The organism is Streptomyces sp. NPDC001156 (assembly GCF_053598275.1).
Genome location: NZ_JBSFJX010000037.1, coordinates 1 through 22,857 on the forward strand (window position 1 = coordinate 1; position 22,857 = coordinate 22,857).

Consider the following 22,857-nt stretch of genomic DNA (forward strand, 5'->3'; position numbering starts at 1 on the left):
CCAAGAGGAAAGCGACGTCAGACGCGGGCGGCACCCGCGACCGATTTTCGCGCCGTCACCACGGCGCGGGCAACGCGCCACATGGACTTGAGTGAAGCCTCTGCCTCAAGTGGAGCTTGAGGGTGTGCGAGCGTCGCGAGGCGCCGGCCGAAACGGTGCCTGCACCGGTCGTGGTCAGCAGGGCCAGGCCCACACCCTCGAAGCGCCCTGCGGCCTGCCGCCGTTCGACCTGAACCGCGGGGCCCGACGGTGGGAGCGCCTCGGCGCACCCCGTCGGGCGGCCCCGGCGATCCTGGCACGACACGCTGGACAGGCTCCGCAACTGACGCCGGATCAGTCCCCGACTCGGTTTCGTTGAGCTGCACTTCTGAGCTGGGCACGTCTCAACCGTACATTTCGGGCCCGTTGGCCGGATCACGCGCCTATCTGGCATGAATGGGGTGTCTACACGCAAAGAATCTTTGACATGAGCACTTCCGCTGAGTCGTTGCTGGTTGTACCAAATGAGAGCCAGCATTCCCGCTCCGGGAGGTTCCGTGAGACGCAAGTCGCTGTCAGCTCTTGCCACGCTGAGCGTCGCGATCATGTTCAGCCTGGTCATCGGTGGTCCGGCCTACGCTGCCGGGCCCGCGTACGTCGCCCTGGGAGACTCGTACTCGGCCGGTAACGGCGCAGGTAACTACGACAGTTCGAGCGGCTCCTGCCACCGCAGCTTCAGCGCCTACCCGTACCTGTGGAAGAACGCCCACGCCCCGTCCTCGTTCGCCGACACCTCATGCTCGGGCGCAGTCACCACCGATGTGACGAACAATCAGCTCGGCCCGCTGAACTCCTCCACCGGACTCGTCTCCCTCACCATCGGGGGCAATGACGCCGGGTTCTCGGATGTCATGACCACCTGCGTGGCCGGCTCCGACTCCGACTGCGTCAACCGGGTCAACCAGGCTGAGAGCTACGCTCAGAACACGCTTCCCGCCCGTCTGGACGCCACCTACAACGCCATCCGCGCCAAGGCGCCCAACGCCAAGGTGGTCGTGCTGGGCTACCCGCACATGTACACCCTCAACGTCTTCTGCGTCGGTCTCAGCGACACCAAACACCGCAAGATCGACGAGGCCGCCGACGTCCTCGACAACGTCATCGCCAGCCGCGCGGCCGCGCACGGCTTCGTCTTCGGCGACGTACGCAACGGCTTCAGCGGGCATGAGCTGTGCTCCGGCGACGGCTGGCTGCACTCAGTGGTGGTCTCACCGAGCTGGGAGTCGTACCACCCGACCGCAACCGGCCACTCGAGCGGTTACTACCCCGTGCTGAACGCGAACAGCTGATCTTCCTCACGAACGAACTGGCGCCTGGCGGGCCTCTGTCCACGGCAATCTGTGGACAGGGGCTCTGCCGCCGTTCGATGCAGGCCCCGTACGGCAAGGGCGACAGCCGTGACGCCGACGAGCACGTGAGGCGGGTTCAAGTGGTCACCGTTCACCGCCCCGTCCGTCGCCACCACCGCCACGCCGACCGCTGTCCTGGCCGTGGCTGCCCCTCGACTCCGGCCCGAAGCCGAGCCTGCGGGAGACGACGTCCCGCGCCACTTCGCTGACCGTACGGCCCTGAACGAACGCACGGGCCCGCATCCGGTCCAGCGCCTGGCCGGGATCCGCATTGAGCTGCATCATCACCATGCCGACCGCCTGATGGACCTCGCTGTGGTCGGCCTCACAGGCCGCCACCCACGACGCCGCGTCGTCCTCGGCTCCCCGCCCGGTGGTGTCATACACCGGCTGCAGGTTCAGCACTGCGAGCGTCACCGCGTCCCGCGTCCGCAGGGCGATCCTCAGTTCGCGTTCCGACAGCGGTCCGGCCGTCTCGCGATACAGGTCGAACGTCCCGATCGCCGCGCCGCTGACGCCGAGCGGCAGCGAGAACACCGCACGCACACCCAGTTGCACCGCCTCATCGGCGAAGAGAGGCCAACGACAGGCATCCCGACCCCGGCCCAGGTCCGCGGCGAGCACCGGGGCGGCACGATCCAGCGCCGTCTGGCACGGGCCGTCCCCCAGGGTGTACTGGGCCTCGGCCAGCCGGGCGGCCGTGCTGTCACTGGCACACCAGGTGGCCCGCACACCTGGTCCACCGGAGATCGACACGGAGGCGCCGCTGATCGTCAGCAGCCCGAGACAGGCATGGCATAGGGCTGCGGGAACCCGTCGCACATCGACACCTCGGGCGGCGGTCCGCAGGATCTCAGTGACGAGTTGTTCGTCCGCCCCTGACGGTCGGCCGTCGCCGGGCTGGTCGGGGTGGTCGGACCGCATTGTCATCACCCCCGTGTCGTCACGCACGGTCAGCAGAGCTGATCCACCGGTGTCGTCGTCCGTCGGCCATTCAACGCCCGACGGGACGCCTGCTCAGGCACCAATGACGACCGTGGTCGACCGCGCTTCCTGCCTCTCAGCGTGACGAGTGCCCAAACCCTGGCAGCACTGCACGTCCCCGTGCACGGTTTCTCGCGTCGGGGCGTGCCCTCTGAGGGGCGGTCACGCTCTGCCATCGCGCGGCTGCGTCGACCGAGCGGCATAGCCGGCCGGGGGTCGCAGAGGCTGGGCATCGCCGCCGGAGGCGGTCCGGCGGCGATGTACTCGATCGTGGTGCCGCGCCGGTCCCCTCAGCCGGCCGGGCCCTCGGGCAGGTCATTCGCCGGACCGTCCCCTTCCGCCCGGGCGGAACAGTCGGGACAGGTGCCCCAGAAGGTCACCGCGGCCTCGCCGATCAGGTAGGTGGGGGGAAGCTGCGGCTCCAGGCAGGGTGCGGCGCCGATCACGCACTCGACGTCGACGACGCAGCCGCAGGTCCGGCAGACGAAGTGGTGGTGATTGTCGTGCCTGTCGACCTCATAGCGCGCGCGATGGCCGGCGATGTGGGTGCAGCGCAGCAGAGCGGCTTCGGTGAGGACGCGCAGGACGTCGTAGGTGGCCTGGAGGGAGAGACGGCCGAGCACGCCCTGTGCTCGGTTGCGGATCGAGTTCACATCGGAGTGACCGCCGAGTTCCTCCACGGCGGCCAGCACGGCCATACGTGGTGCGGTGACCCGAAGCTGGGCCCGCTGCAGCCGGATCGCGGCGTCCGCCATGGGGTCGACCGTGGTGGTGGGTGCGTCCACTGTGGTCCGGGGGGTGCGATTCATGATGATCTCCGCCGAGGTGGCGACCTTGGGTGACCGCACGGCTGCGGTCCTGTTCCTCTCAGGTCCGTCCGCTCTGGAGTCATTCCAGAGACTACACATAGAGAACACCAAAGGTTCCTAAAATAGGGTGAACTTCTCTAGCCACTTGAATAACTCCAAATTAGCGTAACAGGGAAGCGGCACGGCAAATACGGACAAAAGCCTTCCGATGCTCGTGAGACGCAGTTCCGGTCTCCAGGAGCGACCGCTGCCGCGCGGCTCCCTCGCACCGGATTGGACGTGCAGACATGAGCGATCCGACGGCATGCATGAAGCCGACCCGCCCCAATCCGACGCGCCTCCGACGGGGCTCCGGCGAATTGGGGATGAACGATGGTCCCTGAGACCAAGGCGGTCCTCGCGGCCATCAGACGCGCGATTCGCCCGCTCGGCCAAGGCCTCGCACGCTTCAGGAGGCCACGGCACACTGCCGCCCGACGGTTCAGACCGGCGTTGCTGAACCCTCCCTTGGTCATCGTGGCAGTGGTCGTCGCCAATGCCCTCGACGACCGCATCATGGTCTACCGCTTGCTGGGAGCGGCCCCCGCGCTGGCCGCCGCCACGTTCTCGGCCGTCGGAACCCTTGGGATCGGGATCCTGGCCGTGGGCGTCGCCGTGGCCCTGGTAGACGCCGACCATGCCCTTTTCGAGACACCGGGCATGGTCACCTTCGGTGCGCTCGCGGTGATCACCCTGGCCGGTGTACACGCCAGCCGTGAGCGACAGAAGCAGGAACGCACGCTCGCCCAGGTCCGCCTTGTGGCCGACACGGCACAGCGGGCACTGCTGGGGCCGATGTCCCAGCACTGGGCGGAGGTCACGATCGACGGGCTCTACCGGGCAAGCGCCGCACAGGCCCGGATCGGCGGAGACTTCTACGAGGCGTACCGCACCCCGCACGGGGTCCGGATGCTCTTCGGAGACGTGCGAGGCAAGGGACTTCCGGCCGTCGACGCGGCTTCGGCCATCCTCGGGTCCTTCCGGTCGCACGCCCGGCAGACGCCGGATCTGCCCGCGCTGGCGCAAGAGCTGGAATCCCATATGAACCACTACTACGAGGACTCCGTCGGCCAGGACGCCGGCGAGCACTTCATCACGGTGCTGCTCGTGGAGATCCCCGCCAGCGAGTATGTCGTCAGACTGCTCAACTGCGGCCACCCTGCCCCGCTGCTGCTGCACGACGGCGAGATGCACGAACTGGAACCCAGTGCCCCGTCACCGCCGATCAACATGGCGGGCCTCATCGGCGGCGATTACCACGTGGACGTCGTTCCCTTCACGGTCGGAGACCGCCTGCTCCTCTACACGGACGGCATCACCGAGAGCCGGGACCGCACCGGGACCTTCTACCCGTTCACACAGCGAATCCGGCAGTGGGCCTCGCAACCGCCGCGCCAGCTCCTGGAGAGCCTCGACCACGACCTGGCCACCTACAGCGACAGCCACGACGACGATCTCTCCGCCCTGGTCGTGCACCGTCTCGGGGCGGGCGAGCACGAGCAGGAGACGCCCTCACCGTCCCCGACCCTGCCTCAGCAGTCCCCGCACACATGGATGACGCCCAACCGGTCGCCCGGCGGGCAGAGACGAGCCGTCGTGACCGAAGCTCTGTGACGGGCGGCCGCCTCCCTCGGCGGGAAGCGGGAGCCGCGGACCGCTCCGCCGCCCGCCCGTGAAGGACCCGTACACGGCAGAGGCATCAAACGGCAGAGGCAGCAAAGGAGACAGGCGAGAACGATGCACCCGGCAGCGGCTTTACCCCGCGGCCCGATGAAGCGAAGGGACGCAGAACCAAGCAGTAGCACAACGTCATTCCGAGCTTTCTCAACCGCTGACCAGTCAAGGGACGGCACGGCAGCGGGGAAGAGGAGGCGTATGTGATGCCCAGGCACAAGCACGACAGGCGAACAGAACGAAGTCTCGCCAAGGTGACGGCCATCGCAAGTGGGCTACTCGCGGTGCTGATCAGTGCCATCTTCGCGCTCTTCATCTGGTCGGGTGACAGCCTGCGCGAGACCGGGCTGGCAGAACGGCAGTCCCATGCCGCGCTCGTCCAGAGCCGACGGGTCTCCTCCCTCATCTTCGACGTCGACTCGAACCAGCGCGGCTTCATCATCACAAGAGAGCCCCAGTTCCTCGAGATGTGGAAGACCGCGCAGACCCGCTTCCCCAAGCAAGCCCAAGACCTCGTACGCGCCAGTGGCACCCTCCCCGAAAGGGACCTGGCGCAGCAGATCAGCCGGGCCGGCCAGTCCTTCATCGGCCAGTACTCGATTCCTCTGATCGACGAGGCGCGGCACGGGGACCCGAAAGCCGGCAGCCCGGAGACAACCCTCGAAGGCCAGCACAGGATCGACGCGTTGCGGGACCTTCTGCGCCGATACGTCGCGGTGGAACAGTCCGACGTCACGGCACGCGAGGCCGCCGCCGACGCGAGCGCGGGACGGGCGAAAGCCGTGGCGGCCGCGGGTACCGGATGCTCGATCCTCATCATCGCCGGCTACTCCGGATACGTCACCCGGGTCGTCGTCCGGCCCGTCCGCAAGGCGGCAACCGTGGCCACACGGCTCGCCTCGGGCGACCTGAGCGCCCGGATGCCGATGACCGGCAGGCACGAAATCGGCCGGCTGGAGTCGGCCTTCAACACCATGGCCGACTCCTTGGAGGCCAGTCTTGGACACGCACGGCAGGCGTACCGGCGCGTCAAGCTGCTCTACAAGGCGAGCATGGCGGTCGGTACCACCCTGGACGTGATGCGCACCGCTCAGGAACTGGTCGATGTGGCCGTACCGGGCTTCGCCGACTTCGCCACCGTGGACCTCGTGGTGTCCGTACTGCGCAGCGCGGAACCCGCGCCCGTCGGCGACTCACCACCCCTGCAACGCGCGGCCCTCGGCGGCATCCACGACGACGTCCCGCTGGATCCTGTCGGCACCGTGCTCCAACGGCCCCAGCCGCCGGTACGAGGCCCCCGCTTCCTGCGGGAGGCGGTACTCGTGGGCGATCTCAGCGCCTGCACGCTCGGCTCCGACCAGCCGCAGGAAGCGGGCAGACTCCACGGATCCGGGATCAATTCGATGATCATCGTCCCTCTGGTCACGCAGGGCGCCCTGCTGGGGATGGTCACGTTCTGGCGTTCCCGTTCCACACCCTTCGGCCCGCCGGACCTCTCCGACGCCGAAGGGCTGGCCGTCAAAGCCGCCGTCGCCATGGACAACGCCCGCCGGTACACCCACGAACGCGAGAGCGCGCTCACCCTGCAGCGCGCTCTGCTGCCGCAGCAACCACCCCAGCAGCCTGCCGTGGACGTCGCCTACCGCTATCTCCCCACCGGCACGCGAGCGGGCGTGGGCGGGGACTGGTTCGATGTCATCCCCTTGTCCAGCACGCGCGTGGCGCTGGTCGTGGGCGACATCGTGGGTCACGGCATCCAGGCGTCCGCCACCATGGGGCGCCTGCGCACGGCGGTACGCACCCTCGCCGACGTCGACCTGCCGCCCGACGAGCTCCTCACCCACCTCGACGACCTCGTCGTCCATCTGGGCGACGGGGACACGAGCGGGGAGCGGGGCGCGACCTGCCTGTACGCCGTGTACGACCCGGTCTCCCGCCACTGCACTCTGGCCAGCGCCGGTCACCCACTGCCCTTCCTGATCGGCAAGGACGGCACGGTGGAGCCCGTCGCCGGGGAGATCGGGCCGCCCGTCGGGGTGGCGGATCTGCCCTTCGAGAACATCGAGCTCGAACTGGCGGAGGGCAGCACCCTTGCTCTGTACAGCGACGGACTCGTGGTGCACTCCGGCAGGCGGGACATCAGCGAGGGCCTCGCCCTGTTGCGCCAAGCGCTGGCGCCCGCGGCGGAGTCGCTGGAAGCCGCCTGTTCCCGCGTCATGGACACGCTGCTGACCGGCCCTCCCGAGGACGACGTCGTGCTGCTGCTGGCCCGGACGCGGGCTCTCACCCGCGACCAGGTCGCCAGCTGGGTCATCCCCGCCGAGCCGGAGCACGTGGCACATGCCCGCACCCTCGTGACCGAGCAGCTCAAGGCCTGGCGGCTCGAGGAGTCGTCGTTCGTCACCGAGCTGGTGGTCAGCGAACTCGTGACCAACGCGATCCGCTACGGCGCCCCACCCATCCACCTACGGCTGGTCCGTGACAGCGCCCTGATCTGCGAGGTCTCCGACAGCAGCAACACCGCGCCCCATCTGCGACGGGCCCGCACCTTCGACGAGGGCGGCCGAGGTCTGCTGCTGGTCGCGCAGTTGACCCAGCGATGGGGCACCCGCCATGCCCGAGACCGCAAGACCATCTGGTGCGAGCAGCCGCTTCCCTCCAGACCCGAGGCGTGTCGATCCCCCGGACCGGAGGCCGCGGCGGGCACCGGGGCGCCGGGCGAGTACAGTCCCGGCTGAGAGCGGAGGGAGCGATGTGGCGATGACCGATGCCGAGCGCGTGACGGCGTTCTGGTCACAGCTCGGCCTGCCGGGCCTGATCGACGTGCACACCCACTTCATGCCGACCCAGGTGATGGACAAGGTGTGGGCCTACTTCGACTCCGTGGGCCCATTGGTCGGCCGGCCCTGGCCCATCGCCTACCGGGCCGAGGAGGACGAGCGGATCGCGACCCTGCGCGGCTTCGGCGCGCGTTCCTTCACCGCGATGCTCTACCCGCACAAGCCCGCGATGGCGGCCTGGCTGAACTCATGGGCCGCCCAGTTCGCCGCCCGCACCCCCGACTGCCTGCACACCGCCACCTTCTTCCCGGAGCCGGAGGCCGCGGGGTATGTGCTCGAAGCCGTGGCGAACGGCGCCCGCGTCTTCAAGTCCCACGTCCAGGTGGGGGCGTACGACCCCAATGACGAACTGCTCGAGCCGGTCTGGGGCCTGCTCGCGGAGGCCGGGATCCCCATCGTCATCCACTGCGGTTCGGGGCCCGTGCCGGGCAAGCACACCGGCCCCGAACCCGTCGGCCGGCTGCTCGCACGCCACCCGAAGCTGCGCCTGATCATCGCCCACATGGGGATGCCCGAATACGGGGACTTCCTCGATCTGGCCGATCGCCACCCCGACGTCCATCTGGACACCACGATGGCCTTCACCGACTTCAGCGAGGAGGTCGCGCCGTTCCCTCCGGCCGAGCACTCGCGGTTGACCGACCTCGGCGACCGCATCCTGCTCGGCACCGACTTCCCCAACATCCCTTACTCCTACGCCCACGCCCTGGAGGGGCTGGCCCGTCTCGACCTGGGGGACGACTGGCTTCGGGCGGTGTGCCACGACAACGCGGCCCGTCTGTTCGCCCTGTGAACCGGGACCGGGTCGCCGGCGAGTCAGATCCGCCGCGCCGCCCCGGGCCCGGCTCGCCGGCACGAACGGAACCTCGGCTCAGAACATCTTCGCGCCGGCCTCGATCGCCTCACGGATGCGGTGATACGTGCCGCACCGGCAGACGTTGCGTATCTCGTCCAGGTCCGCCTCGCTGATCTCGCGGCCCTCCTCCCGCGCCGCCCGGACCTTCGCGACGGCGGCCATGATCTGGCCGGGCTGACAGTAGCCGCACTGCGCGACGTCGTACTCCAGCCACGCCTCCTGCATCGGATGGAGCTCCTTGCCGACAGTGCCGGGCAGACCCTCGATGGTCGTCACCTCGTCCGTCGGGCGCAGGTCCTTCACGGGGACCGAGCAGGGGTTGAAGGCCTTGCCGTTGATGTGACTCGTACAGGCCTGGCAGACGCCCAGTCCACAGCCGTACTTGGGTCCGGTCACGCCCAGGACGTCCCGGAGCACCCACAGCAGTCGTACGTCGTCCTCGATGTCCACGGTCACGGCTCTGCCGTTGAGGATGAAGGTTTGCTCGGGCACGGGGGACTCCTAGAAGGCGCGGCTGAGACCGTCGGTGGGGGACGCGGGGATCGGCGGGGTGGTGGGCAGCGGTTCGAAGCCGAGCGGTCCACCGTGGTTGATCGGGAAGGTCGTCGGCATGGTGCCGGTGGCGCGGCCGTAGGCGCAGGCCACCGCGGCCATCGCGCCGGCTACGGCCAGCTCCCCCGCGCCGCCCGGAGAGCCGGTGGTCGGCGGCATGACGACGATCTCCAGCTCCGGCGGCGTGTTCCACTGCCGGGTGTAGAAGTAGTTGTCCCAACTGCCTTCCTGGAAGTGCCCGTTGTCGAGGTGGAGTCCGGAGGTGAGCGTGATCGCGATGCCGTCCATGATGCCGCCCATCATCTGGGCCTGCAGTCCACGGGGGTTGACGGCCAGGCCCACGTCGACGGCACACACGACCTTGGTGACACGGGGCCCGGTGAAGGCGTCGGGCACCTTGCGTCCGGTGGTCTCGGGGCGGCAGTCGATCTCTGCGAGGACCGCCACGCACGCGTGGTACTCGGGGTGGACGGCGATGCCCTGGGCCGTGCCCGCCGGCATGCTCCGGCCCCAGTCGCCGACCTCGGCGACCTTGTCGAGGACGGCCCGGGCCCGCTCGTCCTTGAGGAATTCGCGGCGGAAACCGTAGGGGTCCTTGCCCAGCCGTTTCGCCAGCTCGTCCACCACCAGCTCCTGCGCGCACCGCACGTTGGGCGAGTAGATGTTGCGCATGGAGCCGGTGTTGAAGCCCTGGTCGGTCTCGCTCAGCAGCTGGGTGACGACGCCGAAGTTGTAGGGCGTCTGCTGGGTCAGCGTGAAGATCGTCTCGGAGAAGGTGAGGCCACCGACCGGCAGTTGCGCCGCCTCGGACGTGATGATCTCCCCGACGCCGTGTCCGAAGTCGGTGGCCACGGAGGTGTGGCGCTGATCGTAGGTCAGCACCTGGCCGAGCGCGTAGGTGGCTCTCACGCGCGACGTCGACATGGGGTGCGTACGGCCCTGCCGGAAGTCGTCGGTGCGATGCCACATCAGCTTGACCGGCTTGCCCATCGCCTTGGAGATCTCGGCGGCCTCCGCGGCGGCGTCGTGGAAGAGCTTGCGGCCGAAGGAGCCGCCGCCCTCGGTGACGTGGACCTTGACCGCGGTCACCGGCAGGCCCAGCTTCGCCGCGATCTGCTCCTGCGCGGTGATCGGGGACTTGAGGCCGCCCCATATCTCGGCCGAGTCCTGCCGTACGTCGGCTATCGCGCAGTTGGTCTCCAGCGCGCTGTTGCTGGCGAAATGGAAGGTGAAACGAGTGTCGACGGCCTTGGTCAGCAGACCGAGGGCGGGCAGCGGGAGTTCGGCCCTGCGCAGCTCGGCACGGATGGTGTCGTCGGAGGCTCCCTCCGCCGTACCCGGTCCCCAGGTGACCTTCAGCGCGCGCACCGCGTCGATGCACTGCCCGAAGGTGCGCCCGCGAACAGCCACGCCGGTGGAGATCCGTAGGACATCGGTGATGCCGGGCATGGCCCGCACCTCGTCGAGGTTGTCCACCGAGCGGACCGTGCCGTTGATCGTCGGCGGTCGGCACACCATGGTCGGCAGAGCGCCGGGCACCTGCAGGTCCATCGCGAACTTCTTGCGTCCGGTCACCGCCGCCAACGCGTCGATCCGCCGCTGCGGAGTCCCGATGACCTCGAAGTCGGCCGGTTTCTTGAGGGTGACCTCCACTTGAGTAGTCGTCACCGACGCGGCCTTCTCCGCCAGTTCGCCGTACGTCAGGCTCTTGCCGGTCACGGCGGAGGTGATGATCCCCGCTTTGGCGGTCAGCGTGTCGATCACCTCGCCCAGTTCCAGAGCGGCGGCCTTGAGGAGTCTCCCTCGTGCCACGGCGGCCGCGACCCGGATGGGGGTGAAGGTGGAGATGGTGGTGTTCGACCCGCCGGTGAGCTGGTTGAACAGCAGCTCGGGCCGTGCGTCGGCGAGTGTCACCCGGATCCTGTCCAGCGGCAGATCCAGCTCCTCGGCGATGAGCATGGCGCTGGACGTGGTGACGCCCTGCCCGACCTCGGCCCTGGGCAGGGCGAAGGAGGCCGTGCCGTCGGCGTCGAGGCGGATCGTGATCAGGTTCGCGGTGGGCAGGGCGGCGTGCGTGAGCATGTCGTTGAGGTCGTAGATCTCCGCCGGCCCCGGCAGGGACGGCGCCGCGGCAACCGCCTCCTGCGGTGCGAGGGCCCCCTCCCCGAGCTGGGCCGCCACGGTGAGCGTGGAGGCGGCCACCACATAGCCGAGGAACCTCCGGCGGCCGATGCCGTCCGTCGCAAGCGCGGCTTCCGGCTGCTCCGGACGGCTGTGCGCTCCCATCAACTGTCCTCCAGGCAAGGTGATGTCCGCCGCTGATGGCGGGACCTCGACTGTGCATGGTTGGCGCGTTACTCGATAGATCTCGGCAGCGCTTCAGCACGCAACGCGCACAATTCGCTTCTCATGTGAAGCGCTCGCAGCCTCCGGCGCACTGCGCGGCATCGGGGCACCGCCTGCCCGGCCGCGCTTCATCAAGACGCTCACCCGCGAGGTCCACGACACCGGTGCCATGGCAGCGCGTTTGCGCGACACCCGGACGGTCGACGCTGGATCGCCCCTGGCAACACACCCACGGACCGGCCTGGTCCATGCGCTCCGAGCCTGTTCAACGGCCGCTCCTCCGCGGGGCCAGGGCCGCGCGCTCGGCTTGGCCGTCGGCCGGGGACTGAGCGGTGACGGCGGTGATCGTTGCCTCCCAGTCAGGAAGGGGCTGCGGGTGTGGGGCTCGGCATGGGCGCAGGCGAAAGCCCCCAGCGCCTGACGCGTGCCGAGGTGCGCTCGGGTCGAGCTCACGGTGGTGACGGACCGCGGGCGGGGCGGCATCGGTCTGGGCGGCAAGTCGGACGGCCGGGCCGCGTCGTTCACCTGGGCCGGTGGCGCGCGTCCCCAACGGCTCACTGGAGCGTACGACGGCGCGCCCGCCCGCCAGGGCCGACGCGCCGTCGGGTCGTGCCGGTCGGACCGCGCTTCCGCGCGCCGCGGTCACCGGCACATCCTTTCTGATGGCTTCTCAGTGGCCCCTGTGGTAGCCCCCGTGGTTCCGGTAGCCGCCGTCGCGGTCACGGTCACCGCCCAGGAAGAAGGTGTCGACGACACGGCCATAGGCGTTTCGCAGCGTGGCGGTGTCGTGGCGGCCTTCAAACACGCTGCGGCGGCGGTCCTGGTAGAGGTCGGTCCGGGTGTCGCGGCCGTACCCGGTGTGAACGCGGACCGTGGAACGGCCATCCAGGCGGTAGTGGTGGAAGGTGTAGGTGTGGCCGTCCCGGTCCGACAGCGTCCACCCGCTCAGGTTCACATCCCTCCGGGTGTTGTTGGTGATCTCCACCCACTCCCTGTTCAGAGAGCGGTTGGAGCGGTCCTGGCGACCCCAGGTGTCGGACTGCACATCGCTGATCTCGACCCGCGCGTTGCGCCCGCGCAGGTCGTGGTCGGCCGCGGACGCCGACGGAACAAAGGCTCCGACCGCGGCAGCGGACGCGACGGCGACGGCAGCCAGACGGCGAGCGGTCACGGAGGAAGCGGACACAGGCTCTCCCTGCAGGGTGAGGGCACGCCCTTGCACGGCAGTCGGGCCGCGCAAGGGCGTGCGAGTTGCGGTGTGCACGGCCAACCGGCCGCGCACCCACACCTTGATCCCGCAGGCGGGCAATACGGGCGATACATCAGGCGTGTTACGAATTGCGGATATTCCTGTAACACTCGCCTGCATACCGCACCTATGAGTGTGAGATAACGATTCTCCCGTTTGTCCGGTTCAACGCACCTGCAAGCAGCGCCTGCGACGCCGACACAAGGCCGTCCATCGCCCCCATACGAACAGGGCCGTCACCCGAAAGTGGGTAACAACGATCTGAGGCGGGCACCGCTCCGGTCCACCCGCGTGACAGCGCCCCGGTACAGCCTCCGGACTCTTGGCTTGTATTGCGGCGCGCGGGGCCCGGCGTTGGAATCAAGTGTGAGGTACTTCGGCACTCCCGTGGCCCCCGGCCGCACCGCTCCCGGCACCGGATCCGGCCGGAAAGGGCTCAAGAACGCCGCACCGGGCACGTTCTCCTCGGTCGTCATCGGCCTGGCCTCCACCGCCCCGGCCCACAGCATCGCCGCCACGCTGGGCGACGACGAAGGAGGCCGGGGCCTGTTCATCACCACCCAGATGACCGCGCACTGGAGGACGCGCTACACCCGCACCGGCAAGATCATCACGTACAGGTCCGCGCCCACCTCGACCTGATCGCCGGACTCGGAGACGGCTCCGAGGAAGCCCGGGCCGAGGCCATGCTCACCCTCAGCGCTCTCGTCGGTGCGGTGCTCATGTCCCGGGCTGTGGCCGACCCCGAACTGTCCGACGCACTGCTGACGAAGGCCGCCGACCAGCTCCAGCGACAGGAGTGAGGGGCCCTTTTCCCGCGACCCCACTGCATGGCTCCGGCCCTGCCGGGTAAGCGCGGCCGAGAACCGCTTCCAAGTGTCGCAGTGTGCGCTAGCACACGGTCGCGTACCCGTTTTCGAGGGGCCCCTCATGTTAGGCTCACTGCATGAACGCCCGACCGTTTCCGCCCGCGCCCGCGGCGCCGGTCAAGCCGCTGCGGCGTGACGCCCAGCGCAACCGGGACGCGATCGTGACCGCTGCCCGTGAGGCCTTCGCACAACAGGGCCTCGACGCTTCCCTGGAGGGGGTGGCCCGCGAGGCCGGCGTCGCCATCGGAACGGTCTACCGGCACTTCCCCACCCGGCTCGCCCTGGTGGAAGAGCTCTTCACCGCGAAGTTGGCCGAACTGGTCGCCGCAGCCGAAGAGGCCGCCGCCATGGACGACGCCTGGAAGGGCTTCTGCCATTACCTCGAGCGGCTGTGCGAGCTTCAGGCCTGTGACCGCGCCTTCCACGACCTGGTCTCCGCCAAGCTCCCCCTCCATGTGCTCAGCCGGGAGATGGTCGACCGCGCGAGGGAACTGGGAGCTCAGGTCTTCCGAGCCGCCCAGGAGCAGGGGATCGTCCGTGCGGACGTCACCCCGGAGGACGTCGCCTTCGTCATCTGGTCCCAGGCCGGCATCATCCAGGCCACGCGCAACATCGCCCCCCGTGCCTGGCGCCGCCACCTCCACCTCATGCTCGACGGCTTCCGGGCGGACTGCGCCCACCCCCTGCCGGAACCGCCGCTGGCCCCCCGGCAGTTCGAAGAGGCCATGGTCATCATCGAATGCCCCGAGCAGGAATGCTCAGAGTGCCACGAGGAGCAGTGACCCCTGCGGTGCAGTAGCGGGCCTGCTCCCCCGGGGTCGCAGGAGTGGGCCTGGTCAGGCCACGCTCGGGATGACCTGCGGTTTCCGCTTTCCTCACCCATCCCGGGCCGTCGTGGAGCCGTCATCGTGACGCTGGCCGTCATCGTGACGCTGTAGGAGCTACAGACGCACGACGATCAATGCGATGTCGTCCTCCCCACCGCCGCTGACTCCAAGGCGGGACAGCAGGGTGTCAGCCAGGTGATCGGGGCTGAGGCGGGAGTTGGCGGCGAGGGTGTCGGTGAGCCTGCGCAGGCCCACGTCGACGTCCTCTCCGCGGCGCTCGATGAGCCCGTCGGTGTAGAGGACGAGGGCATCGCCGGGGGTATAGGGAAGGGCGGCCTGGGGGCGCGGGACATGCTGGGGGCGGGTTCCCAGCGGCGGGTCGGTGGCCTGGTCGAGCAGAACGAACGTCCCGTCCGGGCGGACGAGAACCGGTGGGGGGTGGCCGGCGCTGCTGTAGGTGATGTGGCAGCGGTGGGTGTCCACGACGGCCTTGACCACCGTGGTGGCCAGTGCCCCTTCCACCGAGCGGGCGTACAGGCCCAGGACCTCGATGGCCTTGGCGGGATCGCGCAGGGCGCGTACCGCGGCGGACAGGGCGCTGCGGAGCATACCCATGACGGCGGCAGCCTCCAGGCCGTGGCCGACGACGTCGCCGACCGCGACGGTGAAGCAGCCGTCGGGCAGGTCCACCACGTCGTACCAGTCGCCGCACACGTTGAGCCCTTGGGCGGCGGGCAGGTAGCGCACCGCGACGTTGGGGTGCCGGGCCAGGTCCGGGGACTGCAGCATGGCCTCCTGAAGGGTGACGGCGACCTGTCGTTCCCTGGCGTGGGCCTGCCGCAGTTGCTCGTTCACCAGTTGGAGCTCCCGTGCCCGCGCATACAGTTCGGCCTCCATCGCCTCTCGCTCTTTGAGCGCGTCACCCGGCTGCGACAGGCAACGGGAGAGCACGAAGTCGGTGACGTCCTCCGCCCGGTGGACGATCCACGCCACCTGTCCGTCCGGTCCGAGGACGGGGATGTTGATGGGGGACCACCACCGTTCCTCGAACACTCCCGGGTGGTCGGGCACGGGAATGTCGTACTTCTGCATCGCCATCGTGTCCGGCTCCTTCGAGCGCAGGACACGGTGCAACGAGGCACTCAGATTCCGGATTCCGTCGGCGTCGGGGTCTGCCGGGTTTTCGGGGAACGCCTCGAAGAGGTATCGCCCGACCAGATCTTGCCGAGAGTGGCGAGTGGCGCAGCAATACGCCTCGTTGACTGCGACGATCACAAGATCGGGACCCAGCACGAGATGCGGGCTGGGTGTGACGGCGAACAACGCCTCGTAGTCGACCGGCGCGGTAGCCACAGACACTGCACTCGCCTCTTCCTGTCCGGAAGCCTCCTCTCCCCTCTCCACTATGCGGGCCGTGTGTGGACCGCGCGAGGGCGATCAACGATGACAGGCGACGACAGGCAGCGACCGCTTTCCGTCTGGACCCGGCGACTCCGCCGACCTACATCAGTCTGATGTCATCACCAGACGCCCCGGGTGACCTCTGTCGGCGAAACAGCCCTGCCTTCGCCATGAGACAAATCGCCCATCACAGTGGGTACAGGGGCCGACCTTGCCGCTGTCCTTCTGGTCGCAACGATGGGCCCGCTCCCCCAGGGGCGCCGAGCACCGCCGCTGGCAGCCCGATGAGCACGCTGTGGGAGCCTGGTGGCGGCGGAAGTCTGGCACACACGAGTGGACGGTGAGGACACGATGCGGGCGGCCTATCACAAGGAGCTGGCCTCGATCAGTGACGGCCTGGTGGAGATGGCGAATCTGGTCGGCTCTGCCATCGGCCTGGCGACGACCGCTCTCCTGGATGCCGATCTGCAGCTTGCCGAGAGCGTGATCTCAGCCGACGAGAGGGTCGATGACCTCCAGCGTGACCTGGAGGACCGGGCGATCGCGGTGCTGGCGAGGCAGTACCCGGTTGCCACGGACCTGCGCGTCGTGGTCACTTCGCTGCGCATGAGCGCGGACCTGGAGCGCTGCGGTGACCTGGCCCAGCATGTGGCCAAGCTGGCCCGGATGCGTTATCCCGAGCGGGCGGTGCCGCGCGATCTGCGCCGCACGATATTGGAGATGGGCCAGCTCGCGCAGCGCCTGATGGCGCAGGCCGCCGAAGTGGTCCTCACCCAGGAGGTCGATGCGGCGCTCCAGCTGGAGAAGGACGACGACCGCATGGACGAGTTGCACCGCATGATCTTCCACCATCTGATGGACGACCGGTGGCAGCACGGCGTGGAAACTGCCGTGGACGTGACGTTGGTCGCCCGCTACTACGAGCGGTTCGCCGACCATGCGGTGTCGGTGGCCCGGCGCGTGGTCTACCTGGTGACGGGCGAGCACACGGACGAGCTGGCCACGGATGCGCCCGCATGACCTCCGCCGGACTCGGCGAGGGTGCCCGCTTGTCAGGCTCCCCATCTACGTCGTCGCGCGGCACGTAGCAGCGTACGCAAGCTCGGGCAGTGCGGGGTGTCGATCATCACAATGTTCGGACATCGTCGCGAGGCTTGTCACCGCATCATCGAGGCGTTCGTCGCCATCGGGCAGCGGAATGAAAGCGCCTCGGAAAACCTGCTTCTTCTCGGCGGCGAGCGTACGCACCACTCATCAGTGGTTGGCGCGAACGGCTTCAGCTGCCCGCGAGCAGTTGTGCCAGTTCGGCGTCGAGGTCGAGGTGCTCGGACTCGGCGCCCGGCGGCACCACCGAATGCGTCTGGCGCAGGAAGAGTTCCACGCTCGACGCGGGCAGTTCGAGCAAGGCCGACCCGTGGGGTGAGCTGAGGGCGAGACACAGCACATCGTCCGCGGCAGCGCCGGCGGCCGGCCACATCCGCACGTCCCCCTCACCGGCAGGGCCACTCAGGGCCTGCGCCAGCAGGTCACGGCCGAAGACCCAATCCACGCTCTCGCTCCGCCCGACGGGGTGGAAGGCGGCACGGACGACATAGGGATCGCCGGTCTCGTACCAGAGCTCCACAGACAGGTGCACCGACAGGTCATCAGACCTGATCAGCCGCACCGGCAGCTCGCACGCCACAATGTGCAAGGAAGTCATGGTCCATCACTCCGACAGCCCGCTACGCATTGACTCCGATGGCTCACGCCGTGTTCCGGACCGCGGGACACAGGCAGCCACCACTGCGCGGCGCGCAGCATCGGCAGGGAAGACGACATCAGCTGCTCCTGTGGGCTTTCGCCTGGTTGGCACGCCTCTGGAAGGCTCCCCAGGGGGCCGATGCGGGCACGCACCCCGGGCCCTCGTCAAGCGGCGGTAAGTATCAGCCCTGAGCCAGCAGCAGCTGGTCCACGTACCAACGGTCCACGGCGCCGTGGCGGAGCGGAGTCACATCGGTCCACTTGTCCTCGATCCACCGGTACAGGCGGTGACCGTCCCACCGGTAAGCGCCCTGGTGGTAGCGCTGCAGCGAGTCCGCGCCAGCGCCGGTCGCGACACTGACGGCCTCGGACCGGGTGGGGTGAACGGGCTGCGAGGCAGCCATCGCCGAGCTCCCGGCACCCACCACGGCTCCGCCTGCGATCGTCGCAGAAGCAACAGCCACCACCACGCGCGTGATCAGCCTGTTCATGGTCATCTCCTCGCTGGTTGCCCTGGTCCGCCCACCGGACGGTGGGTCATCGCTTCCGCGGACCGTGGCGCACGTTCTGAAAAAGTCGCCGGCGAGATGCCCCGAACAATCTGAGGGGTCCCTCACGTTTTGACTTCGCCAGCGTACCTGAGGGGTGCCTCATATTCTTGGTGAGGCTCATCACAGCAGGTGGGAAGGCCTTCTCAGACAGCCTTCAGGCGTTGTTTTCGGGCGTGCGCGCCCTTGCCAGGACAGCGCGCGGCGGCACTGCGGACGTCCGGTCAGGCGCGCGGGCGTGCCGCGTCGAACACGGCGACGAGCCGGTCGGTGGTGACGATTGCGTGAGCGAAGGTCGGCCCGTTCAGCTCATGGGCGGCGTGCATCATCTCGGGGTCGCACTCGGGTGGTCCCAGTTCGCGTAGTCCCCCGGCACCCAGCGGTGGTGCGGCACGAGCAGGACTCGGCCACGGCGCCTCCTCACATCCAGATGATGGACACCCCGGGAGCCTCACGGTCGCCCTGGCATGGTCCGACGCAGGGCCTCCCGGTACGCCTCGGCCGGGGCGGTCCCGTCCTCCCACCCCAGTACCGCCGAGCGGTGCGGGGAGCCGCCCGCGATGGCCCGGCCTGGGCCGCTCCCGCTGCCGGACCAGCAGGCCCCAGAAGGTTCTGATGTCCCGTCACCAGGGATGTTCCTGCGGCAAGTCGGCCTCAGGGCGCGCACTCGCACCCTGGGAATGCCTCTGTCCTGGTGCCGACGGAGATGCTGCCGACCGGGTTGATTTTCGGTCTGGAGACACTCCAACAGCGTACGGGCAGGCCCGTGAGGCCGTGTCCTTGGACGGTGCGGGGCGCTGGCCGGTTGAGGGTGGTCACGTTGCTGCTGCGATTCCGCTGTGCCGGCGTGGTGCCGGCCCTCGCGGTGGCGGCGAAAGGACTACCTCTGATGCGAGTGACCCGGACAATGTTCGCCTCCGCGGCGGTTGCCGCGGCCGTCGCGCTCTCCGCTCCCGCCGCGCATGCCGTGTCGCTGGTCGGACTTCGGGCGTCGGACGGCGGTAATTCCCACGGCAGCCACGACAGCCACGACAGCCACGACAAACCGCACGGAAAGGATCACGGCCACAAGTCGTCGGGGGAGAACGAGGAGCAGGGCGGGGGGGCTCAGGTCGAGGGTGGCGCGCAGGAGGACGATGGCGCGCAGGCCAACGGTGTCGCCCCGGACACGGCAGGGGAAGAGTCCGGAGCCGAGGGCGACTCCGGAGTCGAGGGAGGCGGCAACCCGTGGAAGAAGGGCGGCAAGTCGCACGAGCAGCAGCAGGCCCCGATCGGCGGTGTGAAGGCCGGCGGCGGCGCCCTGGCCATGGCCCACATGGACGACGGCGGCAACCCGTGGAAGAAGAAGGGCGGCAAGCCGGGCGGCGACGACGCGGCGAGCGACGACGAGCAGTCGCAGGGCGACCCGAACAGCGGGGCCCAGTCCGAGGGTGACTCGTCGGCCGCGGCCGGGGACGACTCCGGAGCCGAGGGCGACTCCGGAGCCGAGGGAGGCGGCAACCCGTGGAAGAAGGGCGGCAAGTCGCACAAGCAGGAGGGACAGCAGGCACAGCAGGCCCCGATCGGCGGTGTGAAGGCCGGTGGCGGCGGTCTCGCGGAGTCCGGAAGCGGCCTGGCCGCAGGCTCTCTGCTCCTGGTCGGCGGTCTCGGCGCAGGCGCCTACATGCTGCGGCGCCGGAGCGCGTCGGATGCTGTCGGGGCCTGATCGGTCCTTGCCAGGTGCCGTTCGGTCGCGGGCGCTGTCGCCCTGGGAAGGACGACAGTGCCCGCGGCTGCGGCCGCGGTGCCGGCGTCCCGCCGGCCCGCCGATGTCTGACCGCCGCTCCAGTTGATGAACAGGCCTTTGTCCAATGACTCTCGCGCAGCAGGCCCCGCCCGATGAGACCCCCAGCCGAGCCCCCTCGCGTCATGTCGGCCCTTCTCTGCTGTGGCCGGCCGCGGCGGTGGCCCTGGGCGCCCTGCTCATCCACCACTCGCTGGCGCCTCCGGCTGATGCCAAGCCGCCGGAGGTACCGGCCGTCGTCGCCCCGCCCACACCTCTGCACCCGGTCGCACCTCCGGGACCGCCCCCGTCCGTCGCCCCGCCGCTGCCGGGACCGAATGCGATGGCACGTCCCTCGGGGCCCGCGCTGCCGCGGTCGGAACCAAAACGGATCGTGATTCCGCAGATCGGGGTGAACGCACCGTTCACGGACGTGTCCCTGACCCCTTCGGGACAGTTGAACACACCACCCCTCACCAACAAGAACCTTGCGGGCTGGTACAAGGGCGGAGCCTCACCGGGCGAACGAGGAACGTCGGTCGTGGTGGGACATGTCGACACCAAGACCGGCGCGGCGATCTTCGTGTATCTGCGCTTCCTCAAGCCGGGCAACACAGTGGACATCACCCGCGCCGACGGCATCACCGCCCGCTTCAAGGTGGACTCGGTCCAGACGTTCAGCAAGGCCCACTTCCCCGACGCCCGGGTCTACGCCGACGCCCCGACCGCCCAGCTGCGGCTGATCACCTGCGGCGGGACCTACAACCACAGCGCCCACGAATACCAGTCCAACGTCGTCGTATTCGCACACCTCGACACATCGGGACGTTCCTGAGACATCAACCGGCCCACTGCCTCGACCCGCCGTCCCGTATGGCGGGTCAGTGCCGTGCAGGGCAGGTCGCCGCACGGCCTCGACACGAGAATCGCACGGTGCAGGTCGGCTCGGTTCCCGTCGACTCCAGCGACATACGGGCCGCGCCTCTGCCCCTGAGTCATAGAGGACCTGCGGCCGGCGATACCGCGGGCCGACGAACCTACGATCGAGGGTCCACTGCTCCCGCTCTGCCCGCCGCCTCGGACCACGTCCTCCATGGACGGGCCACTCACGCCCTCTCAGCAGCCGATCCGAAGCATGCCCCGATGAGGACCGACAGCCGCGGGGGCCGTTGTTCCGCATCGAGTTGGTCGCCCGTTCGAGTGCCGTGATTCGGACGCGTCGCCTGGCGTCCGCACCTGTCGAGGTTCCGTCCGCAACATGGCGTGCGGCGACCCCCTTAACGGAGCTACTCGTGAGGACGACGTGACCCCCGAGAAACCGTTCCTACGGACTGAGCATAGGTTGTGCAGGCTCAGTCGGACGCTCCGAACGGTGTTGGGCGCCCTGGTCTCCCGCTTTCACGCCGCGTCCGGTCCCAGTGGATCGTGTCCGTGGTCCGGGGATGCGGGGGCGGGTTCCCTCACGCCCTGGGGCGCCGTGTCCGGCCTGGGCGGTCCGATGCCCCACACGATCGCTCTGGTCGTGTGGGGGCGGTGCCGTCCGTCGCCGGATGCGGTGTCCGAGGGCGCGTCGTCCGATCGCGATGCTCGCGGCATCGTGACGGCTGGTTTTCCTGGTCGTGTGGGTGAGGGGTTTTTGCCAGTGCTGGGCGCCCCACCTGCTGGTGTAGGCCGGGTCCACGGCGATGATGGTGATGCCGAGTTCGGCCGCCATGCTGACGAGCCGGGCCCGCAGCTTGGACACCGGCATGCCGGAGATCAACCGCCGAAACCGCTTGCGGCGCCCGTGTTTCTCCCGGGTTTTCTCCGCGCTGAAGTCGAGGTCTTCGACCGCGATCGACACCCCGTGGCGTTTCGCCCAGTGCAGGAGCCGGATCAGTGCATGCCGTACCTGGGCGTCACGATGGTCCGCGGTGCCGGACAGGTCGTAGAAGAACCGGCGCGGCTCGCCGCACGGGTTGCCGTGGGCGTCCAGCCGCCAGGCAGCCAGATGGTCGGCGTTCGTGTCGACACCGATGAGGCCGCCGGTGCGGGCCTGGGACAGGGGGACGGTGGTGACCGGCGGGATCGTCCAGGACGCGGTGAGGTACCAGCGCCCACGCTGCACGTCGTAGTGGATGCGGTAGGCCACAGCCCGATTCGTGGTGATGCGGTCGGCCCACTCCTCGCGCCGGTGGTGGAAGACCACGGTTGCGGCCAGGACGTACCGGCCATGCGGGGCGTTCGCCAGGTACGCAAGCGGGACGGGAAGCTTGAGGGAGACTTCACCGTCCCGGGTGACGCGGATCGTCTCGTTCCCCAACCGCTTGCCCGACTCGCCGTCCGCCTGGAGGAACCAGCGCGCTGCCTCCCACCGCTGTCGCCATGCGTGCTCGGTGAGCTGCGCCGCCTCGAGGTGGTGTCGGGTGTTGAGCAGGCGTTTACCGCCTCGCACCACCCGCACCCGCCCCACCTCGTGATCGGCCCGCTCCCGCTCCAGCCGATCCTTGAGCAGATGCAGCCGCCGGGTCTTTTGGAACCACTCCTGCCGGGTGCGGTATCCGCCCGGAGCCCGCTTCGAGCCCTTCTCACCCACCGGCAGCGACAACCGGTGCGCGATCGTCTTGATGCCGGCCTCAAGGCTGTGAATGTGCGCGAGCTGGGCACGCCTGGACAGCGCCCACTGATCGTGGGTGGCCTTCGTGATCGAACCGGCCCACCGCGACGACGACGTGTCGGTCAGGGCCCGCTTGCGCTGCGCCCACGTATCCGCGGAGTGCTCCAGGCCCTCAGCGCACCGGCGTTTGAGATCCTTCGAGGCCAGCGACCCCAGATGCGCGCCGACCAGACGTAACACCTGCTCGTCGTCCGGCGTGAGGCCCTTGAGGCGGGTGCGGATCGCCACGCCGGACGGGCCGACGGCCACGAAGGGGCAGCGATCGTGCGCAACGACTCACCACGCATCGATGCACCCCCCTCCCCAGCACTTGA

At 69.0% G+C, this 22,857-nt stretch carries 18 protein-coding genes; 9 read left to right on the top strand and 9 right to left on the bottom strand.

What is annotated here, in order from left to right:
• Positions 1–584: 584 nt before the first annotated feature.
• Positions 585–1,328 carry an SGNH/GDSL hydrolase family protein gene (locus ACWDA7_RS19550; RefSeq protein ID WP_450605564.1) on the top strand — a complete coding sequence of 248 codons (744 nt, stop codon included), beginning with the start codon at positions 585–587 and terminating at the stop codon, positions 1,326–1,328.
• A gap of 144 nt (positions 1,329–1,472) precedes the next feature.
• On the opposite strand, the gene ACWDA7_RS19555 is transcribed toward ACWDA7_RS19550, so the two are convergent.
• Both ACWDA7_RS19555 and ACWDA7_RS19560 read right to left on the bottom strand, forming a co-directional pair.
• A complete protein-coding gene (locus tag ACWDA7_RS19555; RefSeq protein WP_450605514.1) occupies positions 1,473–2,312 on the bottom strand; it encodes a GAF and ANTAR domain-containing protein in 840 nt (279 codons plus the stop codon).
• Positions 2,313–2,662: 350 nt separating this feature from the next.
• Positions 2,663–3,181 (bottom strand): Fur family transcriptional regulator, encoded by a 519-nt coding sequence (locus tag ACWDA7_RS19560; RefSeq protein WP_450605515.1) that lies wholly within the window; start codon positions 3,179–3,181, stop codon positions 2,663–2,665.
• A gap of 516 nt (positions 3,182–3,697) precedes the next feature.
• Between ACWDA7_RS19560 and ACWDA7_RS19565 the strand changes: the two genes are divergently transcribed.
• The 3 genes from ACWDA7_RS19565 (at position 3,698) to ACWDA7_RS19575 (ending at position 8,527) form a co-directional block, all read left to right on the top strand.
• A complete protein-coding gene (locus ACWDA7_RS19565) occupies positions 3,698–4,834 on the top strand; it encodes a PP2C family protein-serine/threonine phosphatase (protein WP_450605516.1) in 1,137 nt (378 codons plus the stop codon).
• Between the two features lie 314 nt (positions 4,835–5,148).
• On the top strand, positions 5,149–7,632 hold the full coding sequence (locus tag ACWDA7_RS19570) for a SpoIIE family protein phosphatase (protein ID WP_450605517.1): 2,484 nt from the start codon (positions 5,149–5,151) through the stop codon (positions 7,630–7,632).
• Positions 7,633–7,654: 22 nt separating this feature from the next.
• A complete protein-coding gene (locus tag ACWDA7_RS19575) occupies positions 7,655–8,527 on the top strand; it encodes an amidohydrolase family protein (protein WP_450605518.1) in 873 nt (290 codons plus the stop codon).
• 78 nt (positions 8,528–8,605) lie between these two features.
• Here ACWDA7_RS19575 and ACWDA7_RS19580 read toward each other — a convergent pair whose 3' ends face one another.
• From ACWDA7_RS19580 to ACWDA7_RS19590, 3 genes are all read right to left on the bottom strand, one after another.
• On the bottom strand, positions 8,606–9,082 hold the full coding sequence (locus tag ACWDA7_RS19580) for a (2Fe-2S)-binding protein (RefSeq protein WP_450605519.1): 477 nt from the start codon (positions 9,080–9,082) through the stop codon (positions 8,606–8,608).
• 9 nt (positions 9,083–9,091) lie between these two features.
• A complete protein-coding gene (locus tag ACWDA7_RS19585) occupies positions 9,092–11,428 on the bottom strand; it encodes a molybdopterin cofactor-binding domain-containing protein (protein ID WP_450605520.1) in 2,337 nt (778 codons plus the stop codon).
• Between the two features lie 730 nt (positions 11,429–12,158).
• Positions 12,159–12,674, bottom strand: coding sequence for a lamin tail domain-containing protein (locus tag ACWDA7_RS19590; protein WP_450605521.1), 516 nt, complete (start codon positions 12,672–12,674; stop codon positions 12,159–12,161).
• A 429-nt stretch (positions 12,675–13,103) separates the two neighbouring features.
• Between ACWDA7_RS19590 and ACWDA7_RS19595 the strand changes: the two genes are divergently transcribed.
• The gene (locus ACWDA7_RS19595; RefSeq protein WP_450605522.1) at positions 13,104–13,379 is read left to right on the top strand and encodes a hypothetical protein; all 276 of its coding nucleotides are present in this window, start codon (positions 13,104–13,106) and stop codon (positions 13,377–13,379) included.
• A 304-nt stretch (positions 13,380–13,683) separates the two neighbouring features.
• The gene (locus ACWDA7_RS19600) at positions 13,684–14,388 is read left to right on the top strand and encodes a TetR/AcrR family transcriptional regulator (protein ID WP_450605523.1); all 705 of its coding nucleotides are present in this window, start codon (positions 13,684–13,686) and stop codon (positions 14,386–14,388) included.
• Positions 14,389–14,547: 159 nt separating this feature from the next.
• On the opposite strand, the gene ACWDA7_RS19605 is transcribed toward ACWDA7_RS19600, so the two are convergent.
• Positions 14,548–15,786, bottom strand: a complete 1,239-nt coding sequence (locus ACWDA7_RS19605; protein ID WP_450605524.1) for a SpoIIE family protein phosphatase — start codon at positions 15,784–15,786, stop codon at positions 14,548–14,550.
• Between the two features lie 399 nt (positions 15,787–16,185).
• On the opposite strand from ACWDA7_RS19605, the gene phoU reads away from it, so the two are divergent.
• Positions 16,186–16,854, top strand: coding sequence for a phosphate signaling complex protein PhoU (phoU, locus tag ACWDA7_RS19610; protein WP_450605565.1), 669 nt, complete (start codon positions 16,186–16,188; stop codon positions 16,852–16,854).
• 256 nt (positions 16,855–17,110) lie between these two features.
• On the opposite strand, the gene ACWDA7_RS19615 is transcribed toward phoU, so the two are convergent.
• Together ACWDA7_RS19615 and ACWDA7_RS19620 are read right to left on the bottom strand one after the other, a co-directional pair.
• The gene (locus ACWDA7_RS19615; RefSeq protein ID WP_450605525.1) at positions 17,111–17,536 is read right to left on the bottom strand and encodes an SsgA family sporulation/cell division regulator; all 426 of its coding nucleotides are present in this window, start codon (positions 17,534–17,536) and stop codon (positions 17,111–17,113) included.
• Positions 17,537–17,759: 223 nt separating this feature from the next.
• Positions 17,760–18,068, bottom strand: coding sequence for a hypothetical protein (locus ACWDA7_RS19620; protein ID WP_450605526.1), 309 nt, complete (start codon positions 18,066–18,068; stop codon positions 17,760–17,762).
• Positions 18,069–19,014: 946 nt separating this feature from the next.
• Here ACWDA7_RS19620 and ACWDA7_RS19625 point away from each other — a divergent pair.
• Together ACWDA7_RS19625 and ACWDA7_RS19630 are read left to right on the top strand one after the other, a co-directional pair.
• Positions 19,015–19,830 (top strand): hypothetical protein, encoded by an 816-nt coding sequence (locus ACWDA7_RS19625; RefSeq protein WP_450605527.1) that lies wholly within the window; start codon positions 19,015–19,017, stop codon positions 19,828–19,830.
• A 145-nt stretch (positions 19,831–19,975) separates the two neighbouring features.
• Complete coding sequence (locus ACWDA7_RS19630; protein WP_450605528.1) at positions 19,976–20,722, top strand: class F sortase; 747 nt, start codon at positions 19,976–19,978, stop codon at positions 20,720–20,722.
• A gap of 489 nt (positions 20,723–21,211) precedes the next feature.
• Here ACWDA7_RS19630 and ACWDA7_RS19635 read toward each other — a convergent pair whose 3' ends face one another.
• Positions 21,212–22,792 (bottom strand): IS200/IS605 family accessory protein TnpB-related protein, encoded by a 1,581-nt coding sequence (locus tag ACWDA7_RS19635; protein WP_450605529.1) that lies wholly within the window; start codon positions 22,790–22,792, stop codon positions 21,212–21,214.
• Positions 22,793–22,857: the final 65 nt, after the last annotated feature.

Coding starts and splice junctions, on each gene's coding strand:
- ACWDA7_RS19550 (WP_450605564.1), top strand. CDS start 585: ATGTTCAGCCTGGTCATCGGTGGTCCGGCCTACGCTGCCGGGCCCGCG.
- ACWDA7_RS19615 (WP_450605525.1), bottom strand. CDS start 17,536: ATGACTTCCTTGCACATTGTGGCGTGCGAGCTGCCGGTGCGGCTGATC.
- ACWDA7_RS19560 (WP_450605515.1), bottom strand. CDS start 3,181: ATGAATCGCACCCCCCGGACCACAGTGGACGCACCCACCACCACGGTC.
- phoU (WP_450605565.1), top strand. CDS start 16,186: ATGCGGGCGGCCTATCACAAGGAGCTGGCCTCGATCAGTGACGGCCTG.
- ACWDA7_RS19585 (WP_450605520.1), bottom strand. CDS start 11,428: ATGGGAGCGCACAGCCGTCCGGAGCAGCCGGAAGCCGCGCTTGCGACG.
- ACWDA7_RS19625 (WP_450605527.1), top strand. CDS start 19,015: ATGCGAGTGACCCGGACAATGTTCGCCTCCGCGGCGGTTGCCGCGGCC.
- ACWDA7_RS19600 (WP_450605523.1), top strand. CDS start 13,684: ATGAACGCCCGACCGTTTCCGCCCGCGCCCGCGGCGCCGGTCAAGCCG.
- ACWDA7_RS19555 (WP_450605514.1), bottom strand. CDS start 2,312: ATGCGGTCCGACCACCCCGACCAGCCCGGCGACGGCCGACCGTCAGGG.
- ACWDA7_RS19620 (WP_450605526.1), bottom strand. CDS start 18,068: ATGAACAGGCTGATCACGCGCGTGGTGGTGGCTGTTGCTTCTGCGACG.
- ACWDA7_RS19630 (WP_450605528.1), top strand. CDS start 19,976: ATGACTCTCGCGCAGCAGGCCCCGCCCGATGAGACCCCCAGCCGAGCC.
- ACWDA7_RS19575 (WP_450605518.1), top strand. CDS start 7,655: ATGACCGATGCCGAGCGCGTGACGGCGTTCTGGTCACAGCTCGGCCTG.